This window comes from uncultured Ruminococcus sp. (genome assembly GCF_937915125.1).
Classification (GTDB): domain Bacteria; phylum Bacillota; class Clostridia; order Oscillospirales; family Ruminococcaceae; genus Ruminococcus_C.
On record NZ_CALDMP010000098.1, the window covers coordinates 122,549 to 143,305 of the forward strand.

The 20,757-nt window shown below is 51.3% G+C and carries 14 protein-coding genes, 2 tRNA genes and 1 riboswitch; of the genes, 13 read left to right on the top strand and 3 right to left on the bottom strand.

Annotated features, from left to right (window positions below; genetic code table 11):
- Positions 1 to 17: 17 nt before the first annotated feature.
- Genes Q0418_RS10425 through glmS form a run of 3 tightly spaced genes read right to left on the bottom strand, consistent with a single transcriptional unit; the run spans position 18 to position 4,692 of the window.
- Positions 18 to 1,511 (bottom strand): leucine-rich repeat domain-containing protein, encoded by a 1,494-nt coding sequence (locus Q0418_RS10425; RefSeq protein WP_298484070.1) that lies wholly within the window; start codon positions 1,509 to 1,511, stop codon positions 18 to 20.
- Positions 1,508 to 2,821 (bottom strand): leucine-rich repeat domain-containing protein, encoded by a 1,314-nt coding sequence (locus Q0418_RS10430; RefSeq protein ID WP_298484071.1) that lies wholly within the window; start codon positions 2,819 to 2,821, stop codon positions 1,508 to 1,510. The genes Q0418_RS10425 and Q0418_RS10430 overlap by 4 nt, the downstream gene beginning before the upstream one ends.
- A gap of 50 nt (positions 2,822 to 2,871) precedes the next feature.
- Positions 2,872 to 4,692 (bottom strand): glutamine--fructose-6-phosphate transaminase (isomerizing), encoded by a 1,821-nt coding sequence (gene glmS / locus Q0418_RS10435; RefSeq protein WP_298484072.1) that lies wholly within the window; start codon positions 4,690 to 4,692, stop codon positions 2,872 to 2,874.
- 480 nt (positions 4,693 to 5,172) lie between these two features.
- Here glmS and Q0418_RS10440 point away from each other — a divergent pair.
- From Q0418_RS10440 to Q0418_RS10500, 13 genes are all read left to right on the top strand, one after another.
- A tRNA-Thr gene (locus Q0418_RS10440) sits at positions 5,173 to 5,248 on the top strand.
- Between the two features lie 30 nt (positions 5,249 to 5,278).
- A tRNA-Tyr gene (locus tag Q0418_RS10445) sits at positions 5,279 to 5,363 on the top strand.
- A gap of 151 nt (positions 5,364 to 5,514) precedes the next feature.
- Positions 5,515 to 7,338 carry a translational GTPase TypA gene (gene typA / locus Q0418_RS10450; protein WP_298484073.1) on the top strand — a complete coding sequence of 608 codons (1,824 nt, stop codon included), beginning with the start codon at positions 5,515 to 5,517 and terminating at the stop codon, positions 7,336 to 7,338.
- A gap of 249 nt (positions 7,339 to 7,587) precedes the next feature.
- Positions 7,588 to 8,283 (top strand): leucine-rich repeat domain-containing protein, encoded by a 696-nt coding sequence (locus tag Q0418_RS10455; RefSeq protein WP_298484074.1) that lies wholly within the window; start codon positions 7,588 to 7,590, stop codon positions 8,281 to 8,283.
- 20 nt (positions 8,284 to 8,303) lie between these two features.
- Positions 8,304 to 8,966, top strand: a complete 663-nt coding sequence (locus Q0418_RS10460; protein WP_298484075.1) for a hypothetical protein — start codon at positions 8,304 to 8,306, stop codon at positions 8,964 to 8,966.
- A 367-nt stretch (positions 8,967 to 9,333) separates the two neighbouring features.
- On the top strand, positions 9,334 to 10,419 hold the full coding sequence (gene serC, locus Q0418_RS10465; RefSeq protein WP_298484076.1) for a 3-phosphoserine/phosphohydroxythreonine transaminase: 1,086 nt from the start codon (positions 9,334 to 9,336) through the stop codon (positions 10,417 to 10,419).
- A gap of 19 nt (positions 10,420 to 10,438) precedes the next feature.
- Entirely contained in the window at positions 10,439 to 11,599 is a 1,161-nt protein-coding gene (locus tag Q0418_RS10470) for a phosphoglycerate dehydrogenase (protein ID WP_298484077.1), read from the top strand.
- A gap of 51 nt (positions 11,600 to 11,650) precedes the next feature.
- Positions 11,651 to 11,752, top strand: a riboswitch (THF riboswitch).
- 91 nt (positions 11,753 to 11,843) lie between these two features.
- Positions 11,844 to 12,476, top strand: coding sequence for a folate family ECF transporter S component (locus Q0418_RS10475; protein WP_298484078.1), 633 nt, complete (start codon positions 11,844 to 11,846; stop codon positions 12,474 to 12,476).
- Between the two features lie 210 nt (positions 12,477 to 12,686).
- Positions 12,687 to 13,415 (top strand): N-acetylmuramoyl-L-alanine amidase, encoded by a 729-nt coding sequence (locus Q0418_RS10480; protein ID WP_298484079.1) that lies wholly within the window; start codon positions 12,687 to 12,689, stop codon positions 13,413 to 13,415.
- Positions 13,416 to 13,734: 319 nt separating this feature from the next.
- Positions 13,735 to 15,129, top strand: a complete 1,395-nt coding sequence (radA, locus tag Q0418_RS10485) for a DNA repair protein RadA (RefSeq protein ID WP_298484080.1) — start codon at positions 13,735 to 13,737, stop codon at positions 15,127 to 15,129.
- Positions 15,130 to 15,159: 30 nt separating this feature from the next.
- A complete protein-coding gene (locus Q0418_RS10490) occupies positions 15,160 to 16,812 on the top strand; it encodes a leucine-rich repeat protein (protein ID WP_298484081.1) in 1,653 nt (550 codons plus the stop codon).
- Positions 16,813 to 16,842: 30 nt separating this feature from the next.
- On the top strand, positions 16,843 to 18,924 hold the full coding sequence (locus Q0418_RS10495; protein WP_298484082.1) for a leucine-rich repeat protein: 2,082 nt from the start codon (positions 16,843 to 16,845) through the stop codon (positions 18,922 to 18,924).
- 30 nt (positions 18,925 to 18,954) lie between these two features.
- The gene (locus Q0418_RS10500; RefSeq protein ID WP_298484083.1) at positions 18,955 to 20,640 is read left to right on the top strand and encodes a leucine-rich repeat protein; all 1,686 of its coding nucleotides are present in this window, start codon (positions 18,955 to 18,957) and stop codon (positions 20,638 to 20,640) included.
- Positions 20,641 to 20,757 lie beyond the last annotated feature (117 nt).

Here is a 20,757-nt window from a genome sequence, read left to right on the forward strand (position 1 = left end):
ATTGGGCGTCCCCGCCGTCAGAATTTCTTTGCCTTCTTTTTTCCCTTGGACTGCTCTGCCGCATGACGGCTCGTGGGTCGGATGCGGTTCCGATGCCGGTGCACCAGCACCAATACCACAATGAGCACTGCCGCCCCAAGAACAACCGCCCCTGCAATGATCCACCCCACATAGGAGCCGGATTTCCAGCTGCGCATGTATGCAGTCACAGCACTGCTGCCCTGGTTGTGCACCTCCAGCAGGTCGATCCGTTCGTACTCACTGCTGTCCGATGCAGTGGAGGGGGTATAGTACCCCAGCGCCTGGTCACCGATGTCCGTAATACTGGACGGCAGGGTCAGATCCAGCAGCGCCACACAATTGTAAAAGCACTGGTCGCCCAGGGATGTGACGCCCTCCGGGATATGGATCTCCTTCAGCGCTGCACAGGAATAAAAGCAGTGGTTGCCCAGCGTTTTCAGCGTAGACGGCAGCGTCACCTGTTCCATTGCCATGCAGTAGGCAAAAGCAGCGCCTTTCAGTTCCGTCACACCCTCGGGCACAATCACTTCCTTCAGGCTGGTGCAGTAATAAAAGCAATCCTCACCAATGGAGGTAACACTGCCCAGATCGATCTGCTCCAGCGCTGTGGTGCCGATAAAGCTCCAGTCCGCCAGAGCCGCACACGTTTCCGGTACCGTATAGGAAGTTTCCGTCCGTGCCTGGGGATAGCGAATCAGCGTAGTGCCGTCTGCGGTGAACAGTACCCCATCCTGCGCCATATAGGACGGGTTTTTTTCTGCCACAGTAATTTCCGCCAGCGCCTGGCAGCCGTCAAAAACATACACACCCAGTTCTGTACAGGTGGACGGCAGTGCAGCCCCAGTCAGTGCCTGGCAGTTCTGAAAGGCATAGTCGCCGATCTTCTCCAGTCCCTCAGGCAGGTTGATCTCCGCCAGCGTGGTACAGCTGTAAAACGTCTCGTTCCCGATCTCCCGCACCGTGTCCGGCAGTTCCAGATACGGCAGATAGCCGCAATCATAAAAGAGCGCATCCGGAAGCACTGTCAGGGTGGATGGCAGCTGTACCTCGCTGAGCATGGAACAGGATTCAAAAGCACCCTTTCCCATCTCCGTCAGGCCCTCCGGCAAAGTCACCGTACAGAGCATGGCGCAGGAAGAAAAGGCACTCTCCCCGATCTTTGTCACGCCCACCGGCACTTCGATGGAGGTCAGAAAGCCACAGCTCATAAATGCCGCATCGCCGATCTCCGTCACAGGCTTTCCGTCGATCTCAGTGGGAATCTGTGCGGCTGTGGCTGCCGTGTCACAAGAAGTGATGGTAATGCCGCTCTCGTTTTCCCGATAGGTGAACACATCATATGCAGCATCCTTGGAAGTATCCACGGCAATGCCGCTCTCTTCCTCCGCAGTGCTGTTCGCTCCATCCAGTGCCCCACACGGCAGTGCCAATGTCGCACAGCACACAGCGGCTGTCAGAAAGCTCCACCAGAGTCTGCCTGTTCTCTTCATTCTGTTTCCTCTTTTGCTGCCGGTTCTTCCTCCGGTTCCGGCGTTTCGTCAGCCTGTGCAGGAACTGCCGCCTGTTCCGGGGATGCTGCCGGCGTTTCCTTCTTTCCCTTTGTCTTTTTTTCTGCTTTTTTCGCCAGCTTTTCGGATTTTTTCCCTTTGCCGCCGAAGATGAGCAGCAGACCGCCGATCAGCAGAATCAGTGCTCCTGCGCCCAGCAAGATCCATTTCCCGTACTGCTGCAGCGGACTGGTCTCCTTGGTCTCCACCTGTACAGCGTTCTCAGCATCCTCTGATTCCTCCGCTTCTTCCGACATCACGCTGCGGAAAATAAAGCTGTTGGAATAATTATTCTCCGAATCCGAATCCGTGCAGTAAGTCTGCGCCTGAGAACCCACTGTGCCGTATACAACGAAGCCGTCTACCGGCGTTTCCATGTCCTCCTCATAGCCAAAGGCGCAGAAGCCGATAGCGGAAACACTTGCGGGAATGGTCACTTCTTTCATAGCAGTGCCGGCAAATGCCGCCATCTGCACCTCCGTCAGACCATCCGGCAGTTCCACCTTTTGCAGATTGGAACATCCGGCAAACGCCGCCGCTTCAATGAGTTCCAGGGAAGCCGGAAGTGTCACTTCGGTCAGTCTGGTGCAGTAAGCAAAGGCATACTGTCCCATCTCCGTCACCGAGTCCGGCAGTTCCAGAGAATCCAGCGATGCCCAGGCGAATGCCCAGTCGTCCACATACATGAGGCTGTCCGGGAATGTCATAGAGGTCAGGCTGGTCTGAGCAAATGCCGATGACCAGATCTCCACAACGCCGTCCGGAATGGTATAGGCTGTTTCCGCAGAAGCCGGGGGATAGAGGATGAGGTCTGTACCGTCTGCGGAAAAGAGTACGCCGTCTGTGACGGAAAAAGCTTCATTTCCGGCTTCCACCGTAATTTTCTCCAGGGACGAACAGCCGAAAAAGCAGGAATCCTGCATGGTCTCCAGGGTTTCCGGCAGGGTCACCGACACAATGTCCTCGATCTGTGCAAAGCAGCCGCCGCCCAGATCGGTCACAGTATAGCTGTCCAGCTGTGCAGGAACCGTGACCTCTGTATCACTGCCCACATAGCGGGAGACCGAAGCCGTCCCATCCTCTGTCAGGGTGTATTCAAAATCGCCGCTGGTAAAGGTCGTCTCCTCACTGCTTTCTTCTCCAAGCGCGTCTGCATCGATCAAGCTGCTTTCCTCCGCAGAAGCCGGCATGGCAAATGTCAGGGTCAATGTCATAGCCGCTGCCAGAAACAGCGCAAATTTCTTATGTTTCATCAATGTTCTCGTTCCTCTTCTTTCTACACAAAGCTTACTCGAAGCTGCCTTTATTCCACAGTAACGGACTTCGCCAGATTCCGTGGTTTATCCACATCGTTGCCCTTGAGGACAGATGTATAATAAGCGATCAATTGCAGGGGCACCACTGCGATCATGGGCATCAGCAGATCGTCAAACTCCGGCAGACCGAATTTCAGATCCACTGCATCCGGATCCACATCATCACTTTCCCGGCACACCAGGATCACCTTTGCCCCACGTGCTTTTACTTCTTTAATATTGCTGATGGTCTTTTCCTTGAGCGCCTTCTGGGTCGCCACAGCAATGACCGGCATATTTTCTGTAATGAGAGAAATGGTGCCGTGCTTCAGTTCCCCAGCCGCATAGGATTCCGAGTGGATGTAGGAGATCTCCTTCAGCTTCAGAGAGCCTTCCATACTGAGGGCATAGTCCAGTCCACGTCCGATATACAGCAGGCTGTCTGCGGTGATCAGGGAAGATGCAATATACTGCGCCTGTTCCTTATGTTCCAGAATTCCGGTGATGCTGTCCGGGGTCTCCTGCAACAGTTCCACAAGGCGGCGGCATTCTGTTTCGTCAATTTTTCCCACAGCCAATGCCAGTTCAAAGGCAAAGAGGTACATCACAGCGATCTGCACCATATACGCCTTTGTGGATGCCACGGCAATTTCCGGTCCGGCGTGGGTGTAGATGAGCATATCTGCCTCCCGGGCAATGGAGCTGCCCATGGCGTTCACAATGGCAAGGGTCTTTGCACCCAGAGATTTCGCCAGGCGCATTGCCGCCAGACTGTCTGCGGTCTCGCCGGACTGGGAAATGATGATCACCAGGTCACCCTCCCCTACCAGCGGGTCACGATAGCGGAATTCTGACGCAATATCCACTGTCACCGGCACCCGTGCCAGCTTTTCGATGACGTATTTTCCCACTGTGCCGGCGTGCATTGCCGTACCGCAGGCAACCACATGAATGTGATGGAATTCCCGGAGCACCTCCAGGGTAATGCCGCATTCCTCCAGATTGGGCAGACCGTCCTGGATCCGGGGCAGAATGGTATTGCGGATGGCGGTGGGCTGCTCGTGGATCTCCTTGAGCATAAAGTGGGCATAGCCGCCCTTTCCGATTGCCTCCACATCCCAGTCAGCGGTTTTCAGTTCCTTTTCCACCGGCTGACCGAATGCATCATAAATATGTACACCGTCTCTGCCCAGCACAGCGATCTCCTCGTGCTCCAGCAGGTAATAGTCCCGGGTATATTCCAGGATCGCCGGCACATCCGAGGCAATGAAGCTCTCATCCTCGCCTACGCCGACAATAAGAGGGCTTTCGCACCGGACGGCATAGACCTGTTCCGGATGGTCGGCGAAGATGATGCCCAGGGCATAGGAGCCCTCCAGATCACGGACAGTTTCAGAAATGGTCTGGATGGGGCTGCCGTTATAGCGGTAATCCAGCAGCCTTGCCACAACTTCGGTATCCGTATCGCTGTCAAAGGTCACGCCTTTGGACATGAGATAGTCTTTCAGTTCCTTGTAGTTCTCAATGATGCCGTTGTGGACAATGGTCACTCTGCCGCCGCTGTGGGGGTGGGAGTTTACATCGGACGGTTCACCATGGGTCGCCCACCGGGTGTGTCCGATGCCAACCTGACCGCTGGGTCTGCCCTCCTGTTCCATCCGTTTCTCCAGATCTTTCAGACGACCCTTGGACTTTGCCACAGTGATCGTATTGTTCTGGAAAACGGCAATGCCGGCGGAGTCATAGCCCCGGTATTCCAGCTTAGAGAGACCGTTCATCAGAACATCTGTACAATCCCGTTTTCCCACATATCCAACAATTCCACACATAATCGTGCCTCACTTTCGTTATAGCGCAGCAGAGCATACAGAAAGTCTCCGCTTTCCCTAAAATCATATTTTCCTTGCATGTCAAATGCACATGCTGTCACATACTATAGATTATAACATAATGAAAACAAAAATGCAACTGATTTTTTGGTGAAAATTACGTGATTGGGGTGTGCACGGCAGCAGAGAAAACAAAGGACAGTACAATGTAGGCATCACACCCTACAAAGTGTCGTGCAGTATTCGTAACATGAAACGTACGACTTTGCAGAAAGTGGAGGTGCGGGCGACCATTGGTCGCCCCTACATTGGAACATTCTTGTGTTAAAAACAAAAAAAGACACCGTCTCGAACTTTTGATTAAAGATACTTATGCATTTTAAAATTCTGTTTTATCATACAAAACTTTCTTTTTCAAAAACATAGGAATATTTGCTTGACACTTCGGAAAAGCTGTGATATAATAATTATCGTTGCAGCGCTGGTGTAGCTCAGTTGGTAGAGCAGCTGATTTGTAATCAGCAGGTCGGGGGTTCAAGTCCGTCCACCAGCTCCAATTTTCTACAAAAACATACATATGTTACATGGGGGAGTTCCCGAGTGGCCAAAGGGGGCAGACTGTAAATCTGTTGCTTCTAGCTTCGATGGTTCGAATCCGTCCTCCCCCACCAAAGAACAGGCAGACTCTTCGGGAGTTTGCCTGTTCTTTTTTTCGATTTCATGTGTATGGCTTGTAGATACCAATAAAGGCAACACCGCGCAAAGAGCGCCTGACGGCTTTGTGCGGTGTTGCCTAAAACCATGGGAAAGAGGAAAAGAAATATGGTACGAGAGGATTTAAGAAATGTCGCTATCATCGCCCACGTTGACCACGGCAAGACGACGCTGGTAGACGAAATGCTCAAACAGGGCGGCGTATTCCGTGAGAACCAGGCAGTGGCAGAGCGTGTCATGGACTCCAACGACCTGGAACGTGAGCGCGGCATTACCATCCTGGCAAAAAACACGTCGGTACGCTATGGCGATACCAAGATCAACATCATTGATACCCCGGGACATGCCGACTTCGGCGGCGAGGTAGAGCGTGTTCTGAGTATGGTAGACGGTGCCCTGCTGTTGGTAGATGCCGCAGAGGGTCCTATGCCACAGACACGGTTCGTGCTATCCAAGGCGCTGGAAATGAATCTGAAGATCATTGTTGTGGTCAACAAGATCGACCGCCCGGATGCCCGTCTGGATGAGATCGCAGACGAGGTGCTGGAACTGCTCATGGATCTGGATGCCAGCGAGGAACAGCTGGAAAACACCCCCTTCCTGTACTGTTCCGGCCGTGCCGGTACAGCAAGCTTTGATCCCCACGAGAACGGCACAGATCTGAAGCCTTTGTTTGACACCATTATGTCCTATGTGAATCCCCCGGAGGGCGAGCCGGACGAACCCCTGCAAATGCTCATCTCTTCTATTGATTATAATGAGTATGTGGGCAGAATCGGTATCGGTCGCATTGCACGGGGCACCATCCAGGTGGGACAGCAGGTACTCCTGGGCAACTACCACGACCCGGAGAATGCGCGCCGCAATAAAATTGTATCATTGCTCCAGATCCAGGGCTTACAGCGTGTACCGGCAGAAAATGCAACCGTAGGCGATATCGTGTGGATCAGCGGCATCGAAAACATTTCCATCGGTGACACCGTCTGTGCACCGGATGCCTTTGAGCCACTGCCTTTCACCAAGATCAGCGAGCCGACGGTGGAAATGACATTCAGCGTCAACGACAGCCCCTTTGCCGGACAGGAGGGCAAATTTGTCACATCCCGTCAGCTCCGTGACCGCCTCATGCGGGAACTGCTCCGTGACGTTTCTCTCCGTGTCACCGAAACGGACAGTACCGATGCTTTCCGTGTGGCTGGACGCGGTGAAATGCACCTTTCCATCCTTATTGAAAATATGCGTCGTGAAGGCTATGAGCTGGGTGTTTCCACACCTCGTGTTCTGTATCATGAAGTGGACGGCAAGCGCTATGAGCCCATCGAAGAACTGTCTATTGACGTACCGGAAGAATGCGTTGGCTCTGTTATGGAAAAGCTGGGTGCCCGGAAAGCGGAATTGCAGGATATGCATCCCCAGGGCAGCCGCACTCGTCTCACATTCCTGATTCCGTCCCGCGGTCTGTTCGGCTATAAGAGCGAATTTCTCACCGACACCAAGGGCGAGGGCATCATGAGCAGCGTATTCTACGAATATGCACCTTATAAGGGTGATATCCCCCGCCGCAGCACCGGCTCCCTGATCTCCTTTGAGACCGGCGAGGCAGTCACCTATGGTCTGTTCAACGCACAGGAGCGTGGTTCCCTGTTCATCGGCGCCGGCGTGCCTGTATATGAAGGTATGGTCGTTGGTGCTTCTCCGAAGGCGGAGGATCTGGTGGTCAACGTCTGCAAGCGCAAGCATCTGACCAACACCCGTGCCAGCGGCAGTGACGATGCACTGCGCCTGGTGCCGCCCCGAAATCTCAGCCTGGAGGACTGCCTGGAATTCCTGGCAGATGACGAGCTTCTGGAAGTAACACCGAAATCCCTGCGCATCCGCAAGCAGATTCTCAGCAATCAGCAGCGTGCGAAAATGCGCGGAAAAATCAAATAAGCGGCTGCCATGCAGCTCCTGCCCGATTGCAGCGGTAGCATTTTCCGCTGTATGGCAACACCGCACAAAGAGCGCCTGACGGCTTTGCACGTCATATGCTTGCATCTTTTCCGTCATATTTCACAAAAATGCTCGTGAATACACAAAGTATTCACTCCGCTTTTTGTTTCATCTGACGAAAAATCTGACGGCGCATCTGACGCACAATCTTTGTGCGGTATTGCCGTATACCAGAGAGGAACGAACACTATGAGACAATTTCTGAAAAAGACACTCTGGGCTGCACTTCTGACCGCAGCCTTCGCCCTGACCGCCACTGGCTGCGGCGAACAGGACAAGAACAGCACCGACACTTCTGCCGGAACAACAGCGCAGACACAGGTGCCGGCAGAAAACAATGCTGCCACAGAAGCTGGAAATTCTGCGGAAACCAATGTTTTCAGCTATCAGATGAACGATGACGGTACCGTTTCCATCACCGGCTATTCCGGCATAGAAACCGCACTGAACGTGCCGGCGACCGTTGACGGCTATGTGGTTTCCGCCATCGACAACCACGCCTTTGAGGCGAACTGGGATATCACCAGCGTGACCCTGCCCAACGGATTGGCCGCCATCGGTGAGGGCGCATTTATGGACTGCGGTTCGCTGACTACCGTTACCATTCCGGAGACTGTCTCCCGGATCGACCGTGCAGCATTTGCCGGCTGCTCGATGCTGACTGCCATTTCCCTGCCGGAAACCGTTTCCGTTGTCATGGAAGAAGCCTTCACCGGCTGCGGCAGTCTCACCGACCTGACCATTGCAAACAGTGCGCTGGAATATGACAGATGGGGAATTATTGAGGGTGCAGAACCGCTGAACGTCACTATCACCTGCCCGTCCGGCTCCGCTATCGAGAGCTGGGCAGCAGCAAACGGCATCGCAACACAGGCTCTGTCCTGATGCAGAAAGGATCACCGCTTATGAAATCCATCTGGAACACTTCCCTGACGCTTCTTCTCGCCGGCATGATGCTGACGGCATTTGCCGGATGCGGAAAAAATGACGCTGCATCCAGTTCTTCCGCCGAAAACAGTGCAGAAGATTCCTACACCGTCACCGAGTCCAACCCGGAGGATATGGACTATGCGCTCACATATGAAAGCAAAAAGGTGCCGGATGACATGGCAAAGACCATTGCCACCTATTTCTACGCCATTGATACCCAGAACTATAACCTATATCTGGAACAGATCGACCCTTTGTATCAGGAATCCATGGAGACATTTCTCCAGGAGCAGTACGGCTATGGCATGGAAACAGGGCTGGAGCAGTATCACCAGACGCTGGTGGACTATGCCGGCACGGATGATTTCACCATCACGGGTATGGAATTTGCCCTGGCAAACGAGATACTGGCTGAGAATTTCGAAGAAGATACCGATTTTGTAGCGGAATATCTGGATGCCTACAGTCAGGCATTCGGCGAGGAATTCACCACGCAGCTTCAGGAAGAAGCCACTGCCATTCATGACATTGCAGTAACCATAACCGGCAAGGACGGAGACGGAAATGACCTCACCATCCTGTCGGATCTGGAACTGCTGGTAGTGGAACGGAACGATGGATATCGTATCCTGGGATAAACGACAGACCGAACATAAAAATGCCGGGCGGACTTGTGTTCGCCCGCAATTTTTAAATGGGTGAAATTTATATGGAAATCAATTTTATATTTCGTTCCAATCACCCCTCCACCATTGCTGCGCAATGGTTCCCCTCCCCTTTCAGGGGAGGCAGCTAAGGCTCTCCTGAAAGGGGAGCTGGCACGGCGCAGCCGTGACTGAGGGGTTCGTTCCTCGTAAATTGTAAAAATTGATTTCCGTGCAAAATCCCGGCAATACCTTGACAATTCTTCGGAAAAAGCGTATAATAAAAAGTACCGTGTCGAACGGCTCTATTTTGAATCATTTTTCAAGGCATTCCGCATGTCTTGCAGGAGGGTACCAAGCAATGAACAGAGTATATAATTTCAGCGCAGGCCCGGCAGTGCTGCCGGAAGAAGTTCTGCGTGAAGCAGCAGAGGAAATGCTGGACTATCATGGCACTGGCATGTCCGTGATGGAAATGAGCCACCGCTCCGCTGCTTTTGATGAGATCATCAAGACCGCAGAACAGGATCTGCGTGACCTCATGGGCATCCCGGACAATTACCGTGTCCTGTTTTTACAGGGCGGTGCGTCCCAGCAGTTTGCTGCCATCCCCATGAACCTGATGAAAAATGGCGTGGCAGATTACATTGTCACCGGTCAGTGGGCAAAGAAGGCATATCAGGAGGCACAGAAGTACGGCAAGGCTGTGAAGATCGCTTCCTCTGAGGATGAAACCTTCTCCTATATCCCGGACTGCTCCGACCTGCCCATTGATGATGATGCAGACTATGTTTACATCTGCGAAAACAACACCATCTACGGCACAAAATTCAAGACACTGCCTAACACCAAGGGTAAGCCCCTGGTGGCTGACGTTTCCTCCTGCTTCCTGAGTGAACCGGTGGATGTCTCCAAATACGGCGTTATCTGGGGCGGCGTACAGAAGAACATCGGCCCGGCAGGCGTGGTCATCATGATCATTCGGGAGGATCTCATTCCGGAGACCACTCCCATTGAAAATACACCGACTATGCTGGCATGGAAAACTCAGGCAGACGCTAACTCCCTGTACAATACACCGCCGTGCTATGGCATCTACATCTGCGGCAAGGTATTCAAGTGGATCAAGAAAATGGGTGGTCTGGAAGCCATGCAGAAGCACAATATCGCAAAGGCAAAGATCCTGTACGATTTCCTGGACGAGAGCAAGCTGTTCAAGGGTACTGTCCGCAAGGAAGACCGTTCCCTCATGAACGTTCCCTTTGTCACCGGTGACAAGGATCTGGATGCAAAGTTCGTCAAGGAAGCTGCTGCTGCCGGCTTCGTAAACCTGAAGGGTCACCGCTCTGTAGGCGGTATGCGTGCCTCCATTTACAACGCTATGCCCATCGAAGGCGTAGAAAAGCTGGTAGAATTCATGCGTCAGTTTGAGGCGGATAACGCCTGAGGAAAGGACATCATTTATTATGTATACCATTCAGACACTCAATAAAATTTCCAAGGCTGGTACAGACCGCTTTGATGCAAACTATACGGTGACTGACACCGCAGAAAACCCGGATGCCATTCTGGTACGCAGTGCTTCGCTTCATGAGACCGAATTCGGCGATAATCTGAAAGCCATTGCACGTGCCGGTGCCGGCGTCAACAACATTCCTCTGGATCGCTGCTCTGAGGCTGGCATCTGTGTATTCAACACACCGGGTGCCAATGCCAATGCCGTGAAGGAACTGGTACTGACCGGTCTGCTGCTGTCCTCCCGTAAGGTACCGGAGTCCATCGCATGGGCTTCTGAACTGAAAGACGGCGAAACACCTGTGGCAAAACAGGTAGAAAAGGGCAAGAGCCAGTTTGCCGGTCCGGAGATCCAGGACAAGACTCTGGGTATCATCGGTCTGGGTGCCATCGGTGCACTGGTGGCAAATGCCGCTGTTGCACTGGGCATGAAGGTGGTCGGCACTGACCCGTTCCTGTCCGTCGGTGCAGCACTGCGCCTGAATCCGGCTGTGACTGTTGTCAACGCAAAGGACGATGTCTTTGCTGCGGCAGACTATCTGACCATCCACGTACCTTTCAATGCAGACACCAAGGGCATGATCAATGCGGAGACCATCGCCAAGATGAAGGACGGTGTTCGTGTCCTCAACTATGCTCGCGGCGAGCTGGTAAACGATGACGATATGATCGCTGCACTGGAAAGCGGCAAGGTTGCCTACTACTGCACAGATTTCCCCAACGCAAAGACCTGCAATGTAAAGGGCATTATTGCAACACCTCATCTGGGTGCTTCTACCCCGGAGAGCGAGGACAACTGCGCAAGCATGGCAGCAGATGAGCTCATGGCGTATCTGGAACAGGGCGATATCCGCAACAGCGTAAACCTGCCCAACGCACAGCTCCAGACCGTATACACCAAGGTCTGCGTCATTCACCGGAATGTTCCGGCTATGATCTCCGCTATGACAACTGTGGTTGGCGAAGCTGGTGCAAATATTGAGAATATGCTGAATACCAGCAAGAAGGACTATGCTTATACGATTCTGGACATCGACGGCGTTACCGATGCTATGGTTGACGCACTGAATGCCATTGACGGTGTACTGCGTGTCCGTGTCATTGCCAAGTAATCCTTATTTTACGGCGTCTATTCGGGAAACCGAAACATAATAGATTGCATTTCCAGAGTAGGAAACGGCGCGTTAAGTGTCCGGCAGACGGGGAGTTGCTGCCGGAACGAAAAGTGGAGTTCACTTGCGGTGCCGATTCCGCATCCCGCTGAATGCATCATAAGAAGTCTCTCAGAAAAGCTCCTTATGTGCACGAAGCATCATTTTTATGTGCTGTCCCAGAGGGACAGAAGGAGGTTTTTTCATGAGAGGCTTTTTGTCTATTTTCACAGAATCCGCAAAGGAATTCACCAAGGTGCGCAGTCTGGTGGTCACGGCAATGTTCGTTGCCATTTCCATGGTCATCGAATCCTTTTCCATCGACATCGCTTTTGCAAAACTGAACTTCGCATTTCTCGCCATTGCCGTGATCGGTATGCTGTTCGGTCCGTGCATGGGACTGGTGGCTGGATTCGCCTGTGATATCGTGGGCTATCTGGTACACCCGGACGGCGGTTTCCTGCCCTTGTACGTTCTGGTAGGCGGCTTGCAGGGACTGATCTACGGCATCTGCCTGTATCAGAGGGCAAACCAGCACAGCATTCTGTACACCAACAATTCCACCGGAAAATCCACGGACATTACCCTGTTTCTCCGGGCAATTGCCGCACGGCTGTTGGATGTGGTGCTCATCAATCTGTTGATCAACACAAAGCTGAATCTGCACTACGGATTCATTCCCCAGGAGGCTTATGGTACTGCCATTGTGGCAAGAATTGCGAAAAATATGATCGAACTTGCCATTGACTTGCCCTTGCTTTTCATTCTGCTGCCCATTGCCGCAAAGGCGTACAGCATGATTTTCCGCAAGAATGCTGTCAGAACCACTGCAAGCTGATTCCAATTTAAAAGTAAGCACCGGTCAATAACTCCCGTTCGGAAATGACAACAACACCCGCTGTTCTCGCATCGCTCTGGATGCAAGTGGAACGGCGGGTGTTTTTGTACAACCAATACAGCCGGAAAAAGACATAATCTTCCCTGCTGTCTCATACAATGAGGCAGGATAAGCCGGACAGATTCCGGCAGCTTGCAGGAGGGAAATGGCATGAAACTGACTTGGAAAACCATTGCAAAACGAACCGGCATCGTACTGCTTGCCAGCGGTGTCAGTGTGGCGGCAATTTATTTCGGCGGCACCCGAATTCAGCGTGCGGTGAGCACCATGACTGCGCCGGAAAAGGAAACGCCGGTGATTATTCTGGATGCGGGGCATGGCGGCATGGACGGCGGCTGTTCCTCAGTGAACGACGTCCCGGAAAAGGGCATCAATCTGAACATTCTCCTCAGTCTCCGTGATATGCTGCGGATGGAGGGTTACACCGTGGAGGTTACACGGGACACCGACCGCAGTATTCACGATGAGGGAATCGAGGGTGTTGCCAACCAGAAAAGCTCCGATATGGATAATCGGCTGGCACTGTTCAACAAATATGACAATGCCATTTGCATATCCATCCACCAGAATCAGTTTACCGACCCGGCATATTCCGGTGCCCAGATGTTCTATTCGGACAATGTGAAAGGCAGCAGCGCCCTGGCACAGACCTTGCAGGACGCCTTTGTGGCGCAGATCCAGCCGGAGAATACCCGGGAAATCAAGCTGTGCGGCAAGGAGCTATACTTATGCTATTTCAGCGAGAATCCCACGGTTATGGTGGAATGCGGCTTTTTGTCCAACCCGGAGGAGGCAGCCCTTCTGGAGACAGAGGAATATCAGCAGAAGGTGGCATTTACCATTTTTTCGGGGCTGAACCAATATTTTGACCAGAAATGAAACAGAATACATGCAAAAATGCTGTATCGTTGGAAAACGGTACGGCATTTTTTTGCATATTGCAGGATTGCAGAGGCGAACTGCGTTCGCCCGGAAATTCCCAGAAAATAGCCAACGGGCGAACACAGTTCGCCCCTACAGCAGCGCGATTTTATAGATGAGACAAAAGAATTTGATTTCCGTATTTTTAAACCTGTGCAGTTGAAAGTGAAGGCTTGATATGGTATAATCATAGTGAGACCTTGTAGGGGCGGATATCATCCGCCCGCATCATATTGAATTTTTGACGTAACATGAATCAAATTAGGAGCGATAAACCATGCCAAAACCCAAAACCATCTACCGCTGCACCGAGTGCGGCTATGAAAGTGCCAAATGGAACGGCAAATGCCCGTCCTGCGGCGCATGGAATACCTTAGAAGAAGACGTTCCCCTGCCCGTGCCCTCCGGCACAGGCAATGCTCGGCGGAAACCGGTAGACCTGACCGATCGCATTCAGGAGCTCCAGGATGTAGACACCTCTGCGGATGTTCGCTATCACACTGGCGTAGGCGAACTGGATCGTGTCCTGGGCGGCGGTCTGGTACGAGGTTCCATTGTCCTGCTGGGCGGTGAGCCGGGTATCGGAAAAAGTACCCTGCTCCTGCAAATCTGCCAGTATTTCGGCGAAGAGCACTCAGTGCTGTATGTCTCCGGGGAAGAATCCGCCAAGCAAATCAAGCTCCGTGCCCAGCGGCTGGGCGTAACCACAGAAAGCCTGTATCTGCTGACCGTCACAGATGCCCAGAGCATCTGCGATACCATTGCATCCTGCAAGCCGGATATTGTCATTATCGACTCCATCCAGACCATGCATATGGAAGAGATCTCCTCCAGCCCAGGCAGTCTTACTCAGGTACGGGAGTGCACCAATCTGTTTATGCATACGGCGAAACAGCTGGATATTCCCATCTGGATCGTGGGACATGTGAACAAGGACGGCGCCATTGCCGGGCCCAAGGTCATGGAGCATATTGTGGATACTGTGCTGTACTTCGAGGGCGAACGGAACTTGTCCTACCGGATGCTCCGGGCAGTGAAAAACCGCTACGGTTCTACCAATGAAGTCGGGGTTTTTGAGATGCAGGACAGCGGTCTCCACGAAGTGCCCAATCCCTCGGCAATGCTGCTGGACGGCAGACCCCAGAACGTTTCCGGCACCTGCGTCACCTGCATGATGGAAGGCTCTCGTCCCATTCTGGCGGAAATTCAGGTGCTTGCCACAAAGAGTGGTTTTTCCGCACCAAGGCGACAGACCCAGGGCTTTGATTACAGCCGCATGATCATTCTCATTGCGGTACTGGAAAAGCATCTGGGGTTGTTTTATGGCACATTGGATGTGTATCTGAACGTGGTGGGCGGCTTCCGGCTGGACGAACCTGCGGGTGATCTGGCAGTAGCGCTGTGCCTGTTTTCCTCTCTGGTGGACAAGCCCATCTCTGAGAAAACCGTGGCATTCGGCGAAGTGGGCTTAGGCGGCGAAGTCCGTGGAATATCCCACATCCGGCGGCGTGTACTGGAGGCGGAACGCATGGGCTTCACCCGGTGCATCGTACCCCAGCAGTGCCTGCATGAACTGAAAGGCGGTTCGTATCAGATCAAAATTGCCGGGGTGCGGAATCTGCGCCAGGCGTTTGCGGTGCTGGAGAAGGATGCCAGAGAAAAAGCAAATTGATTTGGTCAAAATATGAAAGGAGCTTTTTGTATGAAATCTTGGAAACGATTTTTTGCAGCAGTGACTGCCGGACTGCTCTGTGTGGGCGGTATGCCAGCGCTACAGGCAATTTTGCCGGATGTGAAAATATTGGCAAGTGCAGCAACATATACATTTGGAAATTTAAGTTATAAGATTCTGGAGGACGAAACTATCGAGATCACAGATTGTGATACATCCGCAGTAAAAGCAGAAATTCCAGCAGAAATTGACGGAGCCCCAGTGACACGTATCGGGGATTCTGCTTTTCAGAAGTGTACCGAACTGGCTTCTGTCACCATTCCAGACAGTGTGACCAGCATCGGAGATGAAGCTTTTGGAGACTGTACCAGCCTAACCTCCATCACCATCCCGGACAGTGTCACAGAAGTCGGCGGCGGCGTATTTTTTCAATGTGAGAAATTACAATCCGTTGAACTCTCCAATCAGATGACGACATTACCTTTTTATTATGATACCCAAACCCTGGGCTACAGCGGTTTCTTTGCAGGTTGTTACAGTCTGACTGAGATCACGCTCCCGGACAGTGTGACAAGTATTGGAAAGGCTGCTTTTCATAGATGTAGAAGTTTGACCACCATTACAATTCCAGAAAGTGTAACGAATATTGAACAATGGGCATTTGAGGACTGTTATGCACTGTCCTCCATTACGCTCCCGGAAAATGTGACGAGCATCGGGGAAAGAGCGTTTGTCAGCTGCTACGCGCTGGCTTCCATCAACATTCCGGACAAGGTGGAAAGCATCGGCGCCAATGCATTTAGCTACTGTGAAAGTCTGACTGCCATCCAGATTCCAGCAAGTGTAACGCGCATCGGTTTTTTTGCCTTTTGGGACTGCGACAATCTGACTGCCATTACCGTCTCCCCCGATAATCCGGTCTATGCAAGCTATGACGGTATTGTATATGATAAAAACCTGGAAAACATCATAGAAGTTCCATTCGGCATACAGCAATGCACCATTTCAGATCGTGTCACAGAAATAAACAACACTTCATTTTACTTGCATCTGAATCTGGTCTCTGTCACCATTCCGGATAGTGTGACAAGCATCAAAAGCGGTGCGTTTTCCATGACTGCATTATGCGATAACCAAACTGGTGTAAAGTACGCAGACAACTGGGTAATCGACTGCGATGAAGATATCACCACTGCGGAACTCCGCCCGGAAACAAAGGGCATCGGAGATAGCGCGTTTTATGAATGCGCAGATCTGAGCACCATCACAGTTCCAGATACTGTGACCAACATTGGCAGCGGCGCATTTCAAGGCTGCAACAATCTGACTGATGTCTACTATGCCGGAACCATCGACCAGTGGCAAACGATTACCATTTCAGAAGAAAAAAATGAACCCTTATTCTATGCCACCATCCATTGCAGTGACGGTGACATTGCACCGGAAATACGCCTAGGCGATGTTGATGCCAGTACCGCCGTTGACCCCGATGACGCCTACCTCTGTCTCCTCGCCTATGCAAAGCAATCCGTGGGCAGCGATTCCGGATTGACCGTCGCACAAATGAAAGCGGCAGATGTGGACGGCGACGGCAGTATCACTCCAAATGATGCTTACTATATTTTGTTGTATTATGCGAAACAATCCGTGGGACAGGATGTGACGTGGGAAGATATCCTGTAATTTAAAGATTATGAAAAGGAGTTTTTGAGGATGAAATTTTGGAAACGTGCTATGGCAGCGGTGACTGCCGGATTGCTTTGTGTGAGCAGTGTACCGGTAATACAGACGATTTTGCCGGAGACAGAGCTCACCGCAGATGCCATTTACAGTCACCACGACACATATGACATTTTCAGCTTTGACGAATATTTTTCGGATGATGCCGTAAGTCTGGAACCCGGCACAGGCACCCATATCTGGATCACCGGCTGTGATGCTTCGGTGACTTCTGTGGAGATTCCCAGCGAGATCAACGGTGTTCCCGTGACGGGCATTGCTTCAGGGGCATTTCAGGCGTGTACTTCCCTGACAGATGTCAGCATACCGGACAGCGTTATGGATATTGGCACAGACGCCTTTTTGAATACGCCGTTGCTGGCAGAAGCAGAAGCGGCGGCTGTGGACGGCTTTGTGGTGGTGGACGGTTTTTTGCTGGAGAGTGAACAGCAGGGAGAGGTGGTCATTCCGGCAGAAGCAGGCGTAAAAACGATCACCAGTGGAGCATTCAATCGGGAACTGACCAGCATTGTTTTACCGGAGGGGCTGGAACGAATCGGAAATGCGGCGTTTTATTTTTGTGAAGATCTGGGAAACGTGACCTTGCCGGAGAGTCTGGAGAGCATCGGCGCTTCTGCATTTTATCATTGCACCAGCATGACAAAGATCGTCATTCCAGATCATGTCACAAGCATAGAAGAATCTGCATTTGCAGAATGCCTGTGCCTGACAAATGTTACACTTCCGGCAAATCTAACGAGAATCGAGGACGCTCTCTTCCGTACTACAAATCTAACGGAGATCAATCTGCCGGAGACACTGACGGATATCGGAAGCAGCGCTTTCCTCGGCTGTGATATCACCTCTGTTGTTATACCAGATGGTGTTACCAGAATTGCCAACAGTACATTTCGACTTTGTGATAAGCTGACCAGCATCACCTTGCCGTCAAATTTGAAAAGCATCGATGCCCTGGCTTTTTATAACTGCACCCAGCTGACAGAGATCATCATTCCCGACAGCGTAACAAGTATCGGAAATTTCGCATTTGAGGATTGTACCAGTTTGACAGATATCAATATTCCCGAAACGCTGATGAATTTTGGCGTTCAGGTATTTGATGGAACTGCCTGGCTAGAAGTAAAGCGTGCGGAAAATCCTCTGGTGATTCTCAATGGCGTGGTCATTGACGGCACCACCTGCTCCGGCGAAGTGGAGATTCCAACAGATATTGTGAAAATCGGACCCCAGGCATTTTATCAGTGTACAACACTGACCGGCATTACCATACCAGAGCATGTCATTGTCATTCAGAAAAGTGCATTTTACGGCTGTGAGAATCTCAAAGAAGTGATTCTTCCAGATTCGGTAACACTCATCGGGCAAATGGCATTTGATGGCTGTACAGCTCTGACAGACGTGTATTATGGAGGCAGTTCTGCACTTTGGAACAATATCAAACTGTACAGTGATAATGAACCGTTGAACAATGCCGCTATGCACTACGGCATTTCTTACCAGCAGGCAGAGGATAATACATTTGTCGTAAGCGGATGCGATACCGACACAGCAGAAGCGGAAATTCCCGCAGAACTGATGGGAATGCCTGTAATCGGAATCAGCAGCAATGCATTTGCAGCATCCGGTCTCACTAGTCTGACCCTGCCGGGCAGCATTGTCCAGATCGAAGCGAATGCGTTTAACGACTGCACGCAGCTGAACCATGTGTATTATGCCGGAACTATGGCACAGTGGCAGGAAATTCTGATTTCGGATACAGGAAACGGCATTCTTTCCTATGCCACCATCCATTGCAGTGACGGTGACATTGCACCGGAAATACGCCCCGGCGATGTTGACGACAATTCTACCACCGACCCCAACGACGCCTACCTCTGTCTCCTCGCCTATGCAAAGCAATCCGTAGGCAGCGATTCCGGATTGACCGTCGCACAAATGAAAGCGGCAGATGTGGACGGTGACGGCAGTATCACTGCAAATGACGCCTACTATATCCTGCTGTATTATGCGAAACAATCCGTTGGGCAGGATGTGGCGTGGGAAGATATCCTATAATTTGAAGATTATGAAAAGGAGTTTTGAAAGATGAAATTTTGGAAACGTGTTACGGCAGCTGTGACTGCTGGTCTGCTGTGTATCGGTATTGCCCCTGTAGTCCAGACGGCTCAGCCGGAGATGGAAATTACGGCGAATGCGGAAATTGATGACGGTTTGAAATATGGGGTCACATTCAGCGGAAACATTTCAATTACACAATGTATTACTTCTGCAACAGAAGTGGAGATTCCGGCTGAGATCGATGGAATCGCAGTAACTATTATTTGGAATTGTGCATTTGAATATTGCTCCAATCTGACTTCTATCATCATTCCAGACAGTATCACAACGATTGAAAGGAATGCGTTTAAGAATACGCCCTTATTAAATAATCAGACTGGTATCAAATATGCAGATACATGGGTGATAGACTGCGATACCGATGTGACTACTGCAGAATTCAAAGCAGGAACAAAGGGAATTGCAGACGAAGCGTTTCAGGACTGCACCAATCTGACTTCTGTTGTTATTCCAGACGGCGTAACAAGTATTGGCGAATCTGCATTTGCAGGCTGCGAAAATTTAGTCTCCGTTACCATTCCGGACAGCGTCACAAGCATCGGAAAGAATGCGTTTTCGGGTACCCCCTTGCTGAATGAGCAGACTGGCATCAAATATGCGGATACGTGGGTCATTGGCTGCGATGCAGATGTGACCACCGCAGAATGCAAGGACGGAACAAAAGGCGTTGCTGGAAATGCATTTTACAACTGTACAAATCTGACTTCGGCTGTCATTCCCGATAGCATGGTTGGCATCTCGTCAGGTGCCTTTCGCGGCTGTGACAATCTGAAAGCTGTATACATCACAGATCTTGCAGCGTGGTGCCGGATGAACATTGGCAGCTATGATTCAAATCCGCTATACTATGCACAAAAACTTTATCTCAATGATGTTCTTGTAACAGAGCTTACTATTCCTGACAGCGTGACAAGCATTGAAAAATCTACATTCAGCAAGTGCAGAAGCCTTACCACTGTTACCATTCCAGACAGCGTCACGAGTATCGGAAATTTTGCATTTATATCCTGCAGCAACCTTGCCAACATTTCCATGCCGAACAACTTGAAAAGCATTGGACGTTCTACATTTAATGGCTGCTACCGGCTGACTGGGGTGGAGATTCCAGACAGTGTGACAAACATTGGAGACACCGCATTTGTGAATAACATCAGTCTGACCACAATCACCATTCCAGACGGTGTGACAAGTCTGAAAGAGCACTTATTTCTTGGCTGTACTAAGCTGACTTCTGTTACCATCCCGAAAAGCGTGACCAGTGTGGAAGAATGTGCATTTTATGACTGCAATGCGTTGGCAGATATTTATTACGGCAGTACCCAGGACGCATGGAATACCATTGTTTTCTCCACCGGCAATGACGCACTTACAAGTGCCACCATTCATTTTGCAGACGGCACAGTCCAGGAAGGCTATCTTCCGGGAGATGTGGACAGCAGTACCGCCGTTGACCCCGATGACGCCTACCTCTGTCTCCTCGCCTATGCAAAGCAATCCGTAGGCAGTGATTCCGGATTGACCGTCGCACAAATGAAAGCGGCAGATGTGGACGGTGACGGCAGTATCACTGCAAATGATGCTTACTATATCCTGCTGTATTATGCAAAACAATCCGTGGGGCAGGATGTAACCTGGGAAGAACTCCTGGGATAAAGCCACTAAAGACGCAAAAAAACCGGAACGACACAGATCATTCCGGTTTTGTTTATGCTTATGGCAATACCGCACAAAGATTGTGCGTCAGATGCGTCGTCAGATTTTTCGTCAGAT